Genomic DNA, 16926 nt, shown 5'->3' on the forward strand with positions numbered 1-16926 from the left:
TCACCATAATTTAATTTTACTAACGATTATAAAATTTTAATGTGATTTAAATGAAAAAAGTTATTATGTTGCAATCTTTTAAGTTATTATAAACTCAATGGGTAGATGAGGAATGCTAATTCTTGGCATACCGCAATCTGTTTATTACGAAGTAAATGTTGAAGGAAGGTCAGCGGGTTGTTATGGTAACAGAGGATTCAAAATATGCTCGTCTGGTTGTAATGGCGTCGCTTAGTTCAATTATGATGGCACTTCTGCTGGTAATGGCAAAGATGCTGGTATGGTTCTTTTCAAATTCCATAACAATACTTGCATCCATGACTGATTCCATGATGGATTTGGTTACGTCCGTGATTAACTATATTGCAGTCAGATTTGCCATTAAACCCCCTGATGAAGACCATAATTACGGACATGCCAAGATTGAGGCCTTAGCCGGACTGGCTCAGTGTGCTTTTATATCCGCGTCTGCAATATTTCTTTTGGTTAGCAGTATAAACAGGTATTTTAATCCGGTTCAGCTGATGAATATAGATCTGGGAATATATGTCACGGTTTTATCTCTTATTCTTACCCTTTTTGTTGTAGTTTTTCAGACGTACGTCATTAAAAAAACCGATAGTCAGATTATAGCTGCTGATCGTCTGCACTGTCAGAGTGATCTTTATTCAAATCTGGCTATAATCGTGTCTCTGCTCATCTGTTCGACAGGATACGAAATAGCGGATGTTATTTTCGCTTTGTTAATTACGGTGTACATTGCTCATGGTGTTTATGGTATAGGTGTCAGATCTCTTAATGTGCTGTTGGATAAAAAGATTTCAAATCATCTGATAAACGACATTACTTCAATAATGTTGGCTACCCCTGGGGTGCTTGGACTTCATGAAATGCGTACAAGAAGAGTAGGTAACTATATCTATATTCAGGTTCACATGTGTATAGATCGGAATATTTCTCTTGAAGAGGCTCATGCTATTGCCTCCACTGCTCAAAAAGCTGTATTATGCAAATATTCACAGGCTGATATACTGATACACATGGATCCTGTTAATAAAACAGATTTAAGTGACTAACATAAAGGTTGTAAACAGTGATTATAGAACAAATCTGGGATGCTATTAGGACTGAGGCTACGGCAATGATGGTTAAGGAACCGATGCTTGGTAGCTTTTTTCTGCAGGCCATAATCAACCAGAAAAGCTTTGCTGATGCTTTAAGTTTTCAGTTATCAAACAGACTTAGTTCTTCCGTTATGCCTGCAATTGTGCTGAGAGAAATTTTCGATGAGGCCTTTGCCAGTGATGGAGAGATAATAAAAGCGGCAGCAATAGATCTGGAAGCTGTAAAAGAGAGGGATCCTGCCGTCCTGTACTATACAACACCTATATTGTACCTTAAGGGCTATCAGGCTATTCAGGCGTATAGAATATCTCACTGGCTCTGGGTTAATCAGCGTCACGAAATTGCTTATTTCCTGCAGAACATTATATCTGTTACATTTGGAGTTGATATTCATCCTGCCGCCAAGATGGGGGCAGGCATAATGTTTGACCATGCTACTGGTATAGTCATTGGTGAAACAGCTGTGGTTGGTGATGATGTTTCGTTTTTGCATAACGTTACTTTAGGCGGTACCGGACACGAGCATGGAGATCGTCACCCAAAAATATGCAGTGGGGTAATGATTGGTGCAGGTGCCAGCATTCTCGGTAATATCATAGTAGGTACTGGAGCAAAAATCGGAGCCGGCAGTGTTGTACTGCATGATGTGGAGGCTCATACGACTGTAGCCGGTGTTCCGGCAAAGGTTGTCGGTAAATGTTCCTGTGACAAGCCTAGTGCTGATATGGATCAGCGCATCTAATGTAGGGAGATTGATTCTATGTATCTCAGTACTTCAAAAATCTGTTCTGTTTACGGTGATTCTGTTGATGTCATGGAACCTTTGTTTCAGTCTTATGGCGGAAGAAAGGAATTCTATGGACAGGTTGTGACCATTAAGTGTTTTGAGCAGGTGGGGGTAATCCTTGATACGTTGCGTCAGGATGGAGCCGGAAAGGTTCTTATCATTGATGCAGGTGGTTCCCTGAGAAAAGCCGTATTATCTGAAGACATAGTTTCGCTTGCCACTCATAATGCCTGGGAAGGTATTATCTGCTATGGTGCGGTATGTGATGTGAAGGAACTGGCTGATTTTGATATTGGTATCAAGGCTGTCGGGGCTTTTCCCGTCATTGCTGAAGAGAATGATCAGGGAGAACAGGATTGTCCTGTGAATTTTGCTGGTGCAACCATTTATTCCGGTGATTATGTGTACGCTGATGAAACTGGCATTGTGTTGAGTCAGGAGCCGCTTGATCTGAATAGTTAAGAATTACTTGTCAGGTCGGATCATTCCTATTGAGCTGGCAATTCTTTTTTGCCAGCTTCCTAGATTTTCCTTAAGAGTAGAATTTTCCTTGCTGAGTTTTGCTATTTCATTTTGAGCAGTAACTAATTGATTTTCCTTTTCTCTCAGTTTGTTGTTGCATATTTCCTGATATTGGCTGATTTTATCTTTGAGATTATCAAGTCTTTGAATAAGATCATTCTGCTGAGAAAAATCGCTCATAGGTTCACCTGCAATATTTAAAGAATATACCTGCTCAAATCTTCATTTTCTATAATATTTCCAAGATGTTCAGAAACATAAGATCTGTCAATTGAGAATGAAGAACCTCTGTATTCTGACGCGTTGAAGGAAATATCTTCCATCAATTTTTCCATAATGGTGTGTAAACGGCGAGCCCCTATATCTTCAACGGATGAGTTGACTGAATAGGCGGCCTCAGCGATAGCATCGATTCCATCCTGAGAGAAGGAAATATTAACACCTTCCGTTTCCATAAGCTTTATGTACTGTTCTGTGAGAGATGCATGCGGTTCTGTCAGTATTCTGGCAAAATCTTTGGCTGTAAGTGATTCAAGTTCAACTCTAATTGGAAGTCTGCCCTGCAGTTCAGGAATCAGATCAGATGGCTTGGATAATTGAAAAGCTCCGGAGGTAATAAACAGAATATGGTCGGTTCTGATTACGCCGTATTTAGTTCTGACAGCACATCCTTCAATCAATGGAAGAAGATCTCTCTGTACCCCTTCTCTGGAAACTCTTGTCTGTGTATCCTTCTGGTTTTCACAGATCTTATCGATTTCGTCGATAAATACAATACCCTGATTTTCAACAAGATTAACCATGCTGTGTTTAATGTCGTTTTCATTAACCAGTTTTGATTCTTCGTCTTCGGTAATGATTTTAAGGGCATCTGTTACTTTAATGTGAGTTCTGCTTATTTCAGAATTGAACTGATTGTATATGTCTCGCAGTTTTCCTGGTAAACTGTCTACATCAGGAGCGAGCATTATTTGAATATTGCTTGCAAGGTCGTTCGTTTTAGGGAGATCTATAAAAATTTCTTCTTTGTCATAGAGCCCTTTTCTTAAGTTATCCAGAATCTCTTCTCTTGTTGGAATGGTGGAAAATGATTCGTCATCTTTTTCAGAATTTGATTCTTCTGAGAATTTTGAAAAAAGTGCTTCCACAACTTTCTTTTCAGCCTGTTCCGTCCCCTCCTTCTGATATTTTTTCTGCTGTTCTTCTCTGAGCATTTTCATGGCCACTTCAGCAAGTTCATTAATAATAGAATCAACTTCCTTACCAACATATCCGACTTCAGTGAATTTAGTGGCCTCTACCTTGAGGAAAGGAGCATCAGTTAATTTAGCAAGACGTCTTGCGATTTCTGTCTTACCGACACCTGTCGAACCAATCATCAGAATATTTTTTGGGGTTGTCTCTTCTCTTATAGATTCATCAAGCTGCATGCGTCTCCATCTGTTGCGCATGGCTATGGCAACGGAACGTTTTGCTTTATTTTGTCCAATAATATGTTTATCCAGTTCTGCGACAATTTCACGAGGTGTCAAATTTTTCATTCTTAACGGATTCCGTAACTGTATTCTAGGAATATGACTAGATTGCTATTGATTCGATGGTGAACTGCTTATTTGTGAATACACATATATCACTGGCAATATCAAGTGATTTTTTCACGATTTCTTCAGCATCAAGGTCTGTGTTTTCAAGTAATGCTTTAGCTGCGCTGTACGCATAATTTCCTCCGGAACCTATAGCGAGCAGGTCGTTATCCTGTGTAACCACATCACCAGATCCACTGATAAGAAAAGATTTGCTTTTATCAGCAACAATTATCATTGCTTCAAGCCTTCTGAGAATTTTGTCCGTTCTCCATAATTTAGAAAAGGCAATTACGCTTTTTTCGAAATTGCCATTACAGGATTTAACCTGTTCTTCAAAAATATCGAGTAAAGTGAATGCGTCTGCAGTTGAACCTGCAAAGCCGACAATGATATTTCCGTTGTTCAGTTTCCTTACTTTTCTAGCATTGCCTTTAAGGACGGTGTTTCCTAATGAAACCTGTCCATCACCGCCGATCACTACTTTTCCGTTTTTTCTAACTGATACTATAGTTGTCATTCGATGAACCTGCAGTATTAATATTTAAAGAAGGCGCATTCAGAACCCAGTTTGGCGTTTACAATTTCTGATCTTGCCTTTTCTGCTTCAGCCTGATTTGTATAAGGGCCTATGCGTACTGCATAGGCGTATCCGCCACCTATCTGTTTATGATATATGGAGGATTCTTTTCCGTTAAATGCAAGTTTGGCCTTCTGTTCCTGAGCTTCTTTCTCTGTACGATAATTTCTTGCGCATTCGATATAGAGCTTACCTTTCTGTACAGGTTTGCTACTAACATTATTACCTGAGACAGTATTGGAATTAAGAGAATGCCCCATCTTTTTTTCCATGGCTAAACGACGTTTTTCTTCGGCTATGCGACGTTTTTCTTCAGCGATTCGTGCTTTTTCCGCCTCTACTTTACGACGTTCTTCTTCCAGTTTACGCTTTTTTTCCGCAAGGGCTTTTTTTCTTGCGTTTTCTCTGGCAATAGTCTCTGCTTCGTAATTTCTGGTAATAGTTACTCCAGAACCGGTGTCTATACTTCTGTTTTCCAGAATTTCAGTATATTGATATCTGGAATTACTATTAGACTGTGGTTTTGCAGCCTGCGGCTTTGTTGTTTTCTGAGTCGAGGCTGCGATTGCTCTGCTGGCATTTTTATTTGACTGTAATTGCCATACAACAACCCCGAGCAGAGCAATAATGATCAGAGCCGCCATGATAATAATCCTGACCTGCCATCCCGATATCTGGTTTTTTTTAGAAGATTTTCGGGATGAGGATTTTTTTCTGTTTCTTACAGTCGCTACCATTACATTCTGTCCAGAACATTGATACCAAGCATATTAAGACCTGTCTTTATGATTGATGATGCTGCCTTGCATAATGCCAGACGACTTGCCTTGACATCTTCTGCAACTTCATCCTTATTTATTGGGCAGGCTTCATAGAATCTCATGAATAAGCCGGCAAGTTCATATACATATGTACATATGATATGAGGGGCAATCTTGTTGGCAGCATTGTTTACAACTTCGTTGAATTTTACAAATTGCTGAGCAAGAGCTTCTTCTTCAGGTGTTGTGATTACGATCTTGCCAGGTTTTGCTTCGCCAGCTTTCTTGAAAATAGACTGAATTCTGCTGTATGCGTATTGAAGGTACGGAGCTGTATTACCTTCGAATGTTAACATGTTATCCCAATCGAACACGTAATCGGTTGTTCTGTTTTTGGATAAATCTGCATACTTTACGGCTCCCATTGCAACGGTTTTGATTACTTCATCTTTCAGGTTGTCTGGAAGGTCGTTGTTTCTTTGGGAAATTAATTCAGCGGCTCTGGATTCAGCTTCATTGAGCAGATCCTTTAATTTTACGGTACCGCCGTCTCTGGTCTTGAAAGGCTTGCCGTCTTTACCCAACATCATACCGAAAGCACCATGTTCCAATACTACACCTTCAGGTACATAGCCAGCGAGTCTTGCAATTTCCCATGACATCATTAAATGTTCGTGCTGACGACTGTCTGCAAAACAGATTATTCTGTTTGCACCTAAAGTCTCACAACGATATTTTGTGCAAGCTATATCGGTAGTGGTATACAGGAAACCGCCATCTTTCTTCTGAACAATAACACAACGAGGATTTCCGTCCTTATCGGCAAAACTCTTCAGATAAACTACCATTGCTCCGTCATCTTTAACGGCAAGATTTTTGTTAACAAGATCTTCGACAAGAGGCTTCAGCATTGGATTGTACAGGCTTTCCCCCATAATATCCTTTTCTGTAAGAGATATGTTGAGTCTGTTGTATATTTCCTGATTCTGAACCATGGTAATGTTAACTAGCTTCTTCCACATTTTCAGACAGTATTCATCACCACTCTGAAGTTTAACTACGTAACCTCTGGCCTTTACAGCGAATTCTTCATCGCTTTCATAGCATTTCTTTGCTTCACGATAGAAAGCCTCAAGATCACTGAGCTCAAGATTTGAAGCATTTTCATTTTCTTTCTTTTCGAGATACGCAATCAGCATACCAAACTGGGTACCCCAGTCACCAATGTGATTGGCTCTGATAACTTTGTGCCCTAAAAATTCAAGAATGCGAACAACGGCATCACCTATAACTGTTGAACGGATATGATGAACGGCCATTTCCTTTGCTACATTAGGTGATGAGTAGTCAATAACGACAGTTTCCGGTTTATCGGTAACCTTGACACCTAAGTGGTCGTCACTGAGAATGGCTTCAACCTGAGCTGCAAGATAATTTTTACTAACAAAGAAATTAATAAAACCGGGACCTGCAATTTCCACTTTGGTAATTTCGTTGGATACGGGAATGCTGTTTACAATTAATGAAGCTATTTCCTGTGGCTTTTTTTTCATTGGTTTGGCTAAAAGCATGGCCAAATTAGTTGCATAATCACCATTTTTCTTATCTTTGGTGTTTTCAATCATTACTCTGACATTTGAGTCCTGAGGAATAAGATTGTCTTTTTTAAACTGTTCTACTATTCCGGTTAAAATATCTTGAATTTTCTGTTTCATAATTGCGATAGCTTTATTAGTAAAATAAACAAATTTTGCTAAATTTTACTCTGTCGGCATTTTTTTTTCCACTTAAAAAATTAATCACCGTTTCTGCTGATTATGTTATTTATTCGTTGCCCAAAGGATCAATTTCTATAACAGAATGAACGGATGATTTACATTGAAACCTGTCAATATTTGCAATAATCAGATCTACAAATTCTGATAAATCCCTTTTAGCACGCGAGTTGATTAGAACGTAGAAGTGATACCTGTTCTGTTTTCTGGTAATGTAGGCCGACGTTGGTTTCATAATGACAAGATTGCTGAATTTTGAAGACTGACTGTTCATGAAATTATATGCATCGTATATAAACGATATGACCTTTTCACGTTCAGTTCCATCTGCTTTAAGAATGGCATAATTCGTAAAAGGAGGTAGCATCATCTGTTTTCTTTTCTTGAGGCACTCTTCGGCAAAAGTATGGTATCCGTAATTTAGCAGTGTACTGAGAACAGGATGATCAGGTGTGTGTGTCTGTAAATATACATATCCCTGTTTTTCCCCTCGTCCGGATCTTCCGGCAACCTGAACGATTAATTGAGCTAATTGCTCATGAGCCCTGTAGTTGTTGGAAAAAAGGCAGGAATCGATGTCGATGATGCCAACAAGCGTTACATTAGGAAAGTGATGCCCTTTTGCAAGCATCTGTGTTCCGATGATTATGTTGTACTTATTGTTATTTATGTCGTCCAGAATAGTATTGAGTACACCTTTTCTGTTGATGGCATCGCGATCAATTCTTACAGGATTTGAATTGGGAAATAACTGCTGTATATGTTCAAATATCTGTTCAGTACCATTACCTGTAGGGGTCAGTTCGGTAAAACCGCATTCTGGACACTGATGGGGAATAATGAATTTGGTTTCGCAGTGATGACAAACCAGTCTGTTTTCGGTCATGTGATATGTAAGGTTTGAATCGCAGTTCTTACACATGAATACATACCCGCAGTTGTGGCATATCAGTTTTTGTGAATAACCTCTGCGGTTAATTAAAAGCAGTACCTGATTACCTTTGCCAAGTTCTTCATTAATGTGCAGAGAAAGTTCTTTTGAAATACCATGGTTAATGATCTGCCTGCGCATGTCGATAATGTTAAAAATCGCATCTGATGCGTTTCCCGCTCTTTTGCTGAGTATTATTTCGGTGTATTTCTTCTTTTGGATATTGTTTACGGTTTCGATGGATGGTGTTGCTGTTCCCATTATGATGGGGATTTGTCTAATAAAAGCCAGCATTACGGCACAGTCTCTTGCGTGGTATCTGAAGCCGTCTCCCTGTCTGTAAGATGAATCGTGCTCCTCATCGATAATGATTATTCCTAAATTAGGAATGTTAGCAAACAGTGCGCTTCTTGTTCCTATCAGTATTGCAGCCTCATTTCGTTTCATCATGGCAAAAGATTCAAATCGTTCATTGTCATTTAAAGATGAATGAATACAGACAATAGGTACATTAAATCTGTCGTAGAAACGTTTGACAGTCTGAGGAGTCAGGTTTATTTCGGGAACTAAAACAAGAGCCTGTTTGCCCTGTTTCAGCGTTTTTGCAATCAGCTGAAGATAAATTTCTGTTTTTCCAGATCCTGTAACACCATTGATGACAAAAGCATTGAATCCGTGAGAGGCGCTGATTACGTCGTATGCGTGCTGCTGTTCGTCATTAAGGATTTTGGCATCGGTAATTGATATGTTGTTTTTGTCCCATTCGTGTACCTGATCTCTCAGATTGCTTTTGGTTATCAGTCCCAGATTGAAAAGTTTGGTGATAATTGCCTGGTTTATTCCCAACTCTTTTAATTTATGAGATGTACACGGAGCTTCTCTGATAATGTTCAGGGCGGCCTTACAGGCCTTGGCTCTGCTTATGCATGATGTATCAGCATCACTGACGAATGTCCACAAATCTATTGGTTTCAGACCAGCCTTCTCGGGTTTTCTAAGTAAGAGGGGCATGGCTGTATAAAAAACTTCGCCAATAGGGTAGTGATAATAGGATGCCGCCCATTTAAGGAGCTGAATGTTATATTTGTCAAATATAGGAGAATCATCCAATATCTCTTCTATTTCTTTGACGGCTCCTTTTCCGGTATATGTCTGTTTTTCAGACTGCTCAACGATTATGCCAACGGTTTTCCTGTTGCCGAATTTTACAAGTGCACGGCAACCAATAAGGTTAACTCCTTCGATTTTTAAATCAAAGGATAATTTGTATTCAAATGTACGATATAAAGGGGTGTTTATAGCTAACTGTAGGTACATGGAATTATTAATTATAAAAAAATCAAAACTTTATCTTGCACAACATTGCTCAATAATATATCATTCGCTTGCATTTTTATATTTTTGTTTACATTTTACATCGTGTCTGACGCGAAAAGTGGTTGGAAGGGCGATGTAGCTCTATTTTAAGAGGTTTTCCATGAAAAAAGATATTCATCCAGCATACGACGTTGTAACCGTTAAGTGCTCATGCGGTAACACTTTCCAGACCCGCTCAACTGTTGGTCACGATATTGTTATCGATGTTTGCTCAGCTTGTCATCCATTCTACACCGGTAAGCAGAAGATTGTTGATACCGGCGGACGTGTAGAACGCTTCAACAAGCGTTTCGGTATGCTTTCTTCAAAGAAGTAATCCAAGTCGGCACACTGCACTAAGGTGCAGTGTGTTTTCTTTTATACCTTTTATACACAGAATTATCATTATTTGTGTTATTGTCAATCAATCTCTGATTAATCATATATTCCTGAATTTCTTGCTTTGTACTGTATGTAACATAGCGTAAAAGTTCGATATTTTACAGTTTTTACAACAAAACTTGATCAATTATTGTCCTAATGATGTGCAAAATTGTAATGTAATCGTAATTTTGGCAAATATGAGACGGTACAGAGGTAACAAATAAAAAAATCTCGCTTATAATTAAAGACTATACACTTGATATAAGTGGAATTGTATATTTTGTCGTTGTAAGTATACATAGGGTTAATAAAATTGGCGCAACATGTTCGATATGATATGTTGCATTTCGGAGATTATCGCATGACCGATAAGATATTACATGATGCTGCATTAGACTATCATGCACATCCAACACCTGGTAAGATCTCAATTCAGATCACCAAACCCGCTGATACCTCTCATGACCTGACTTTGGCATATAGTCCCGGAGTTGCAGAACCGGTTCGTGAGATAGCAAAGAATCCTGAAGATGCATACAAGTATACTATCAAGGGAAACCTTGTTGCTGTTATTTCAAATGGTACAGCTATCCTTGGTTTAGGTAATCTTGGTCCACTGGCTTCTAAGCCTGTTATGGAAGGCAAAGCTCTTCTGTTTAAACGTTTTGCTAATGTTGATGCAATTGATATTGAAGTAAAGCACAAGGATATTGACGATTTCGTCAATACCGTTGCAAATATTGCTGATACATTTGGTGGTATTAATCTTGAAGACATCAAAGCTCCTGAATGTTTTGAAATTGAATCAAAATTAAAGAAGCTTTGTTCTATTCCTGTTTTCCATGATGATCAGCATGGTACAGCTATTGTTACAACGGCAGGTATGCTGAACGCTCTTCAGTTGCAGGGAAAGAAAGTTGAGGACTGTAGGGTTGTTTGCTTAGGTGCAGGTGCAGCTGGTATTGCTTGCTCTACATTCCTGTTGGAATGCGGTGTTAAGCCAGAAAACTTCTTCATGATTGACCGTCATGGTGTAATCAGATCTGATCGTACAGATTTGAATGAACAGAAGAAGAAATTCATAAACGATACAGGTCCAAAGACTTTAGCCGAAGCAATGGACGGTGCTGATGCGTTCCTTGGGGTGTCTGGTCCTAATTTGGTAACCAAGGAAGAAATATTAAGCATGGCTCCTAAGGCTGTAATTCTGGCTTGTTCAAACCCTGATCCTGAAGTATCTCCTGCTTTAGTTCAGGAAGTCAGACCTGATATTATTTTCGGTACCGGAAGATCAGATTATCCAAATCAGATTAATAATGTAATCTGCTTCCCATTCCTCTTCAGAGGTGCGCTTGATGTAAGAGCAACAGAAATCAATCTTGAAATGAAAAAAGCTGCAATGAATGCAATCCGTTTGCTTGCACAGGAACCTGTTCCTGAAGAAGTTGCTCATGCTTGCGGAGAAGATCATTTTGAGTTTGGACCTCATTACATTATGCCAAAGCCTGTTGATCATCGTCTGTATTCATGGGTATCTAAGGCTGTAGCTGAAGCCGCTGTTAAATCTGGCGTAGCCAGGGCTCCGCTCCCTGATCATTATCTTGAAAATGAATAATATCAGTTTTTGTTAACGATAAATAACCCCGTAATTTCAATTATTACGGGGTTATTTTTTAGTACTTCAGAGAATTTTCTAAGCAATCAAACATAGTATTTTATTGCATTCTGGTTAGAATCACTCCACTTTCAATATGTTCTTCGGTATATGGAAATTGGTCAAAAAATGCAAATTTACTTATTCTGTGAGTTTCTGTCAGGGATTTTAAATTATCCATCAGAGTCACAGGGTTACATGATATGTAGATTATGATTTCGTATCTCTTTAGAAGGTCTATGGTATCTTTATCTAATCCAGCTCTAGGAGGATCTACCAGAACGGTCCTGCACGAGTATTCGTCGAGATTTACATTATTGTTTTTTAAACGATTGAATTCTCTTTTTTTATTCAAGGCTTCGGTGAATTCTTCAGCACTGAGGCGTATTATTTTCAGGTTTGTAACGTTGTTCATTGCAATGTTGATCTGAGCTGATTCAACACTGGTTTTAGATATTTCTGTCGCAAGTATTTTTCTGAAATTACCAGCCAGGGCAATAGAAAAGTTACCATTGCCACAATACAATTCCAAAAGATCCGTATCACTCAAATCAGAAGTGTTGTTCTGCACCCAGGTAAGCATTTTTTCAGAAACATGAGCATTTGGCTGAGTAAAACTGTTTTCTACCTGCTGATATCTGAATTGTTTGTTATTAACAGTCAGCGTCTCATAAACACAGTCTGTATCAAGAAGAATTTTCTGCTTAAAGGCTCTGCCTATTATATTTATGATGTTGTCAGGAAATTTTTCTCTGAGATGACCGAGTAAATTTTTTGCCTCCTCAATCCAAGATTCATCAAGTTTTCTGTGGTAAAGAAGAGTAATTAAAGCTTCTCCGCTCAATGTGGTTAAAAAGTCTATTTCAAAAAATTTCACTGATAATTCACGGTGACTACTTATGTAATCAGCAACAACAGGCATCAGGTCGTTAATCAGTTTCGAGGCAGTAGGGAATTTGGTTAGAAAAACCTTGCGTTTACTGTTATCTGAAGTATCCACCATGTAATAACGAACGAGTTCGCCTTCAAGATAGATGCAGAATTTGGCCCTCATGCGATAGTTAATCGGCTCTGAAGTAAAAATTTCTGGTTCGGGAATGGTAAAAAGATTTTTAAATTCGGCCAATAACTTTGAAGTCTTATTAGCTAACTGGGTATCATATGATGAGGTGTCTAATGTTTCAAAATCTTTCATAACAAACCTTATGGTCAAAAAGTGTAACAGGCGAGGATTATAACAGAACATAAGCTATTCTAAAAACTTATTCACAATTATATAAATAAACAGGTGAATTGGTTTTAATACCGTAGACAAGGACATGGCTAAATTATCGTATATTTACATTTAAATGGTTTATGTCTAAAATACCCTCGACTTTAGGTACCACTCTGTTTATAGGTTGGTTTAATAAGGAAATACGGTGAGAATCCGAAACTGTCGCGCAACGGTGATGCATACAAATGTGTTTGTATGTTCAGTCCGAATACTTTCCTTAAGTCTAAGTAATTTTACAAGTCTACGCGAAATGGATAGTTTTATGAAAAGAGAATTATTATTGGCAGGTTTGTTTGTGCCTGTTATTGCTTACGCAGGAACCGATACAACAGATGAAGTTGTCGTTTCTGCATCCCGTATTTCTGAAACCAAAACTCATATTCTTGGACAGGTTGATGTTATCACTGCAAAAGAAATTCAGGAAAGAAATCTGAAAACCTTAACTGACGTTTTGGCTCTGTTGCCTAGCGTTCAGGTAGTTTCATATGGTGGCCGAGGTCAGTCCGGATCTTTTTATGTTCGTGGCGGTAATGCTAATCAGGTTTTGGTTTTACTTGATGGAGAGAATTTAAGTACCAGCAAGATTGGTGAGTTCAATTCTAATCACATACCAACAAATATGATTGAGAAAGTTGAATTCATCAGGGGACACAGAGCTTCTGTTTATGGGGCCAATGCTGTTCTCGGGGTAATTAATATTATCACTAAACCTGAATATAAAACCAAACAGAGAGCTGCATATACTTATTCAAGCTACGATACTCATGATTTCAGTATGCAGAATACTTTTGCCATTACGGATAATGATGCATTAAAGGTAACCGGTGGTGTAAGCAGTTCTAAAGGATTTAACGTTCATCCTGTTTCCGGAGTTAATGAAGGTGCTAAACACGGATTCAAGAACAATAATGTTCAGATTGGATATTCTCATACATTTGATAATGATTTAGAGATCAGAGCAGACTACAAGCGTATCAAGAATGAAGGTGATTACGATAATTCTTGGAGTGGTACTCCTGCAACAAGTGTGAATTACGATGAAAACCAGATCGTTTCTGTGGGAGCAGATTTCGGGAATGAACTGTATGCATTTGACTTCGGTACCATGTATACTCACGATAATGATTATAATCATCCAAAGGATGTTCCAGTTTCTGACATGCAGTCATCTGCGTTTAAGATGGACACCATAAACTCTCATTTTACCAATGAATTTTATCCGGTAACCGAATTGAGATTAGGTTTTGGTGTGGATTACAACTACAGCAGACTTAATAAGAATTCAAAGGTTGAATGGAGTGGAAATTTTGCAGACAGTGCCAAATCTATTTCTAATAAGGCCGGATTCGTTTTTATGAAGTATGATCAGAATATTTTTTCAGGAGAATTATCAGGAAGACTTGACGATAATTCTGTCTATGGTTCTGAAGGTACCTTTAATGTCGGGTTAGGTGTGAATATTCTGGAGGATAATCAGCTGTCAGCAAGATATGGTACAGCATACAGAGCTCCTAATATGCAGGAACTTTATTATCCGGGATATGGCAATAGCCGTCTGGATCCTGAAAAATCAAAGAATGTAGAAGTTACTTTAAGAAATAAGTATTTCTTTGTAACGGGATTCTACAATAATATTAAGCATCAGATTGGCTCAGATCCATTAACATGGCAGTACGAAAATATCAACAGAGTAAACATCAAAGGTGTTGAAATGGGAGCGAATATGCCGTTCAACAAGTATCAGAATCTGGACCTTTCTGCTTCTCTGATGAATCCAAAGAACAAGGATACTCATCAGACCGTGTACGGTAAGGCAAAACAACTCTATAAGGCCAAGTACATGTTTGACAGTGGAGATCTTTTTGGTGACTTTGGAATGGATGCCTACGCAGACTATCGTTACACTTCAAAAAGAACATTTTCAAATGGTCAGACTTTAGGCGGCTTTGCTGTAGTTAATTTAGGCTTCGGATTAACTCCTGCAGGAATGAATAAAAATATTAGATTCGGTTTTGGCATAGATAATCTCTTAGACAAGAAATATGAATACTACGCGGGTTATCCAACAGGCGGAAGAGTATATTCAGGTACAATAGAGATTAAGAATCTGTTTTAATTATTTTTGATTTGGATATATTATAAAAGCACTGAAACGATGTAGGATCGGCAGTGCTTTTTTTATGGATACAGTGAATATTATGAAGTATAGCGTTCTTTTTTTTGATTCCGGAATAGGTGGATTGTCTGTATGTCAGGAGACTCTAAAGCAGAATCATAATATTATCCCGCTGTATTTGTTTGATAATCTGCATTTTCCATATGGAATACAGCCTGATGACGTTGTAATAAATACAGTGGTTGATCTTATTGCAAAATTTACCTCACGAATACATGTGGATTTAGTGGTAATAGCGTGCAATACAGCGAGCACCGTAGCACTTGAACAGGTCCGTAAAGCTGTAGATATACCAATTGTTGGGGTTGTTCCTGCAATAAAACCGGCTTCGGCTATTACAAAAAATGGAGTGATAGGACTGCTGGCTACTCCTGCGACAATTCGCAGAAAATATACAATGGATTTAATAGCAAATTTTGCAAGCGATAAGACTGTATTAAAAATCGGAACATCAGAACTTGTGGAAATAGCCGAGAGAAAAATGATTGGCCTGCCTTATGATGAACAGATTATCAGTCATGTTCTTCACGAATGGGTGGAAGGTGATGTAAGGCCGGATACCGTGATTCTGGGATGTACTCATTTTCCACATCTGTGCTCAGAAATTCAAAAAGTGTTGCCGAGTGTAACGTTGGTGGATTCAGGTGATGCTATAGCAAGAAGAGTTAAATTCCTTTTGACTGAATTAGCCAATAATCACATCAGCACGGATACATCAGTGGCGGAAACCGAGCCTACGGCTTATTGCACTGATGTAAGAAAACTTAATAGCGATCTCATTTCCGGATTTAAAAAATTCGGATTTTGCGAATTGAAACTTTTTGAGTAAAAGAGATCAATCACCTAGGCTGAAACAGTGCGACTATTTGCTTCTTTAACTGACAGTTTTCGGCCTTTAACTTCTTTATTGTTCAACAAACCAATAAAATTATCCTTAGCTGATGCTGATACTCTCACGAAAGCATAATTCTTGCGTTTCTTGGTTTTTGGATCCTTTGGTAGCTTCAGGGAGTAGATGTCTACACCTGTATTGAATACCAATTTCTTGATTTCTAATTCATTAAGTGAAAAGGGAATGTTCCCTATGAAGATATCACAGAATTCAGATTCATCAGTTGGCATTGCTTTGAATGAAAAGTTTTGTTTGATTCCATGTTGTGTATGATTTTCTGAGTTGCTGCGTACGGAATTCTTGTCTTTGGCAATAGACTGACCATGGTTCTTTGTGGCAAAAGAGCGAGGAAGATCAATAGGTCTGTCATCAGGTCTTGGGTTTTCTACTTTATCGGTAACTATGCGGTTTTTGAGAACAAAGGCTAAAGGGGATACGATGCCAGAGATGAATACAAAAATAACAGTTAGCCAAAATGTCAGCGGAAGATCAAAAATATTTGTGAATGCACATTTGGTATATACGCAAACATAGACCAACGTTAAAACAAGTGAAAGAAAGCATGATTTGAGATATTGCTTTTTCATGGACATAATCTTATCTCCATAAGTGCATAAGAAAAAAGTGTGATGTGATTATTGATGATTGAGTGAGAAATAAGAATATAAAACAGTACTCTTACAATTTTAAAGACAAAAACAGAGTCTAAATTTGATTTATCGCTCAAAAATTGATAACTTTGCAGGAAAACGGCAAAAAAATGTACAAAAAATAAAAAAAATTAGAAAAAGATCAAAAAAACAGTTGACGAAAAAAATAAAAAACCTAAAATACACATCGTTCGCTGAGCACAGCGAAAAACAAAAAGTTCTTTAAAAACGAATCTAGACAATCTGTGTGGGCACTCGCTGAATTCATGAGCTGAAATTAAAAAATGGTTCTTGAAGAAGCTGAGTGTCAAATCTAAGAGCAATTAGAAAGACAGTCATTCAAAGAGAGCCGAAAAAACTTCAACTAATTTAAAGTGAAGAGTTTGATCATGGCTCAGATTGAACGCTGGCGGCAGGCTTAATACATGCAAGTCGAACGGTAACAGCAGGAAGCTTGCTTCCTGGCTGACGAGT

General features: G+C 38.3%; 15 protein-coding genes, 1 rRNA gene and 1 riboswitch. Of the genes, 8 read left to right on the forward strand and 8 right to left on the reverse strand.

Features of this window, described 5'->3' with window-relative positions:
* The first annotated feature begins 155 nt into the window (after positions 1–155).
* From BMY80_RS07395 to rraA, 3 genes are read left to right on the forward strand one after another with little or no spacing between them, the layout of a single operon-like run.
* Positions 156–1076: a cation diffusion facilitator family transporter gene (locus BMY80_RS07395; protein ID WP_093142423.1), complete on the forward strand. Its 921-nt coding sequence runs from the start codon at positions 156–158 to the stop codon at positions 1074–1076.
* 17 nt (positions 1077–1093) lie between these two features.
* Complete coding sequence (gene cysE, locus BMY80_RS07400; protein WP_031578737.1) at positions 1094–1867, forward strand: serine O-acetyltransferase; 774 nt, start codon at positions 1094–1096, stop codon at positions 1865–1867.
* 18 nt (positions 1868–1885) lie between these two features.
* Positions 1886–2374, forward strand: coding sequence for a ribonuclease E activity regulator RraA (gene rraA / locus BMY80_RS07405; RefSeq protein ID WP_031578738.1), 489 nt, complete (start codon positions 1886–1888; stop codon positions 2372–2374).
* A gap of 3 nt (positions 2375–2377) precedes the next feature.
* Here rraA and BMY80_RS07410 read toward each other — a convergent pair whose 3' ends face one another.
* The 6 genes from BMY80_RS07410 to BMY80_RS07435 all read right to left on the reverse strand — a co-directional run bounded on the left by BMY80_RS07410 (position 2378) and on the right by BMY80_RS07435 (position 9381).
* Positions 2378–2614 carry a hypothetical protein gene (locus tag BMY80_RS07410; RefSeq protein WP_031578739.1) on the reverse strand — a complete coding sequence of 79 codons (237 nt, stop codon included), beginning with the start codon at positions 2612–2614 and terminating at the stop codon, positions 2378–2380.
* Positions 2615–2631: 17 nt separating this feature from the next.
* Complete coding sequence (gene hslU / locus BMY80_RS07415) at positions 2632–3975, reverse strand: ATP-dependent protease ATPase subunit HslU (RefSeq protein ID WP_093142425.1); 1344 nt, start codon at positions 3973–3975, stop codon at positions 2632–2634.
* A 37-nt stretch (positions 3976–4012) separates the two neighbouring features.
* Positions 4013–4537, reverse strand: a complete 525-nt coding sequence (gene hslV / locus BMY80_RS07420) for an ATP-dependent protease subunit HslV (RefSeq protein WP_093142427.1) — start codon at positions 4535–4537, stop codon at positions 4013–4015.
* A gap of 17 nt (positions 4538–4554) precedes the next feature.
* Positions 4555–5241, reverse strand: coding sequence for an SPOR domain-containing protein (locus BMY80_RS07425; RefSeq protein WP_143066487.1), 687 nt, complete (start codon positions 5239–5241; stop codon positions 4555–4557).
* Positions 5242–5333: 92 nt separating this feature from the next.
* Entirely contained in the window at positions 5334–7073 is a 1740-nt protein-coding gene (gene argS, locus BMY80_RS07430) for an arginine--tRNA ligase (RefSeq protein ID WP_093142431.1), read from the reverse strand.
* 109 nt (positions 7074–7182) lie between these two features.
* The gene (locus tag BMY80_RS07435; RefSeq protein WP_093142433.1) at positions 7183–9381 is read right to left on the reverse strand and encodes a primosomal protein N'; all 2199 of its coding nucleotides are present in this window, start codon (positions 9379–9381) and stop codon (positions 7183–7185) included.
* Between the two features lie 160 nt (positions 9382–9541).
* Between BMY80_RS07435 and rpmE the strand changes: the two genes are divergently transcribed.
* Both rpmE and BMY80_RS07445 read left to right on the forward strand, forming a co-directional pair.
* Complete coding sequence (gene rpmE / locus BMY80_RS07440) at positions 9542–9757, forward strand: 50S ribosomal protein L31 (RefSeq protein ID WP_031578746.1); 216 nt, start codon at positions 9542–9544, stop codon at positions 9755–9757.
* A gap of 408 nt (positions 9758–10165) precedes the next feature.
* Positions 10166–11419, forward strand: coding sequence for a malic enzyme-like NAD(P)-binding protein (locus tag BMY80_RS07445; RefSeq protein WP_031578747.1), 1254 nt, complete (start codon positions 10166–10168; stop codon positions 11417–11419).
* Between the two features lie 100 nt (positions 11420–11519).
* On the opposite strand, the gene trmA is transcribed toward BMY80_RS07445, so the two are convergent.
* Positions 11520–12653 (reverse strand): tRNA (uridine(54)-C5)-methyltransferase TrmA, encoded by a 1134-nt coding sequence (trmA, locus tag BMY80_RS07450; protein WP_093142435.1) that lies wholly within the window; start codon positions 12651–12653, stop codon positions 11520–11522.
* Positions 12654–12820: 167 nt separating this feature from the next.
* Positions 12821–12968: riboswitch (cobalamin riboswitch) on the forward strand.
* 28 nt (positions 12969–12996) lie between these two features.
* Between trmA and BMY80_RS07455 the strand changes: the two genes are divergently transcribed.
* Positions 12997–14850 (forward strand): TonB-dependent receptor domain-containing protein, encoded by a 1854-nt coding sequence (locus BMY80_RS07455; RefSeq protein ID WP_177178526.1) that lies wholly within the window; start codon positions 12997–12999, stop codon positions 14848–14850.
* Between the two features lie 64 nt (positions 14851–14914).
* Entirely contained in the window at positions 14915–15739 is an 825-nt protein-coding gene (murI, locus tag BMY80_RS07460; RefSeq protein ID WP_245730092.1) for a glutamate racemase, read from the forward strand.
* A gap of 14 nt (positions 15740–15753) precedes the next feature.
* Here murI and BMY80_RS07465 read toward each other — a convergent pair whose 3' ends face one another.
* A complete protein-coding gene (locus BMY80_RS07465) occupies positions 15754–16395 on the reverse strand; it encodes an RNA recognition motif domain-containing protein (RefSeq protein WP_093142439.1) in 642 nt (213 codons plus the stop codon).
* A gap of 428 nt (positions 16396–16823) precedes the next feature.
* Here BMY80_RS07465 and BMY80_RS07470 point away from each other — a divergent pair.
* Positions 16824–16926: ribosomal RNA gene (locus BMY80_RS07470) — 16S ribosomal RNA — on the forward strand; the annotation flags it as partial.

This window comes from Ruminobacter amylophilus (assembly GCF_900115655.1).
Taxonomy (GTDB): Bacteria; Pseudomonadota; Gammaproteobacteria; order Enterobacterales; family Succinivibrionaceae; genus Ruminobacter; species Ruminobacter amylophilus.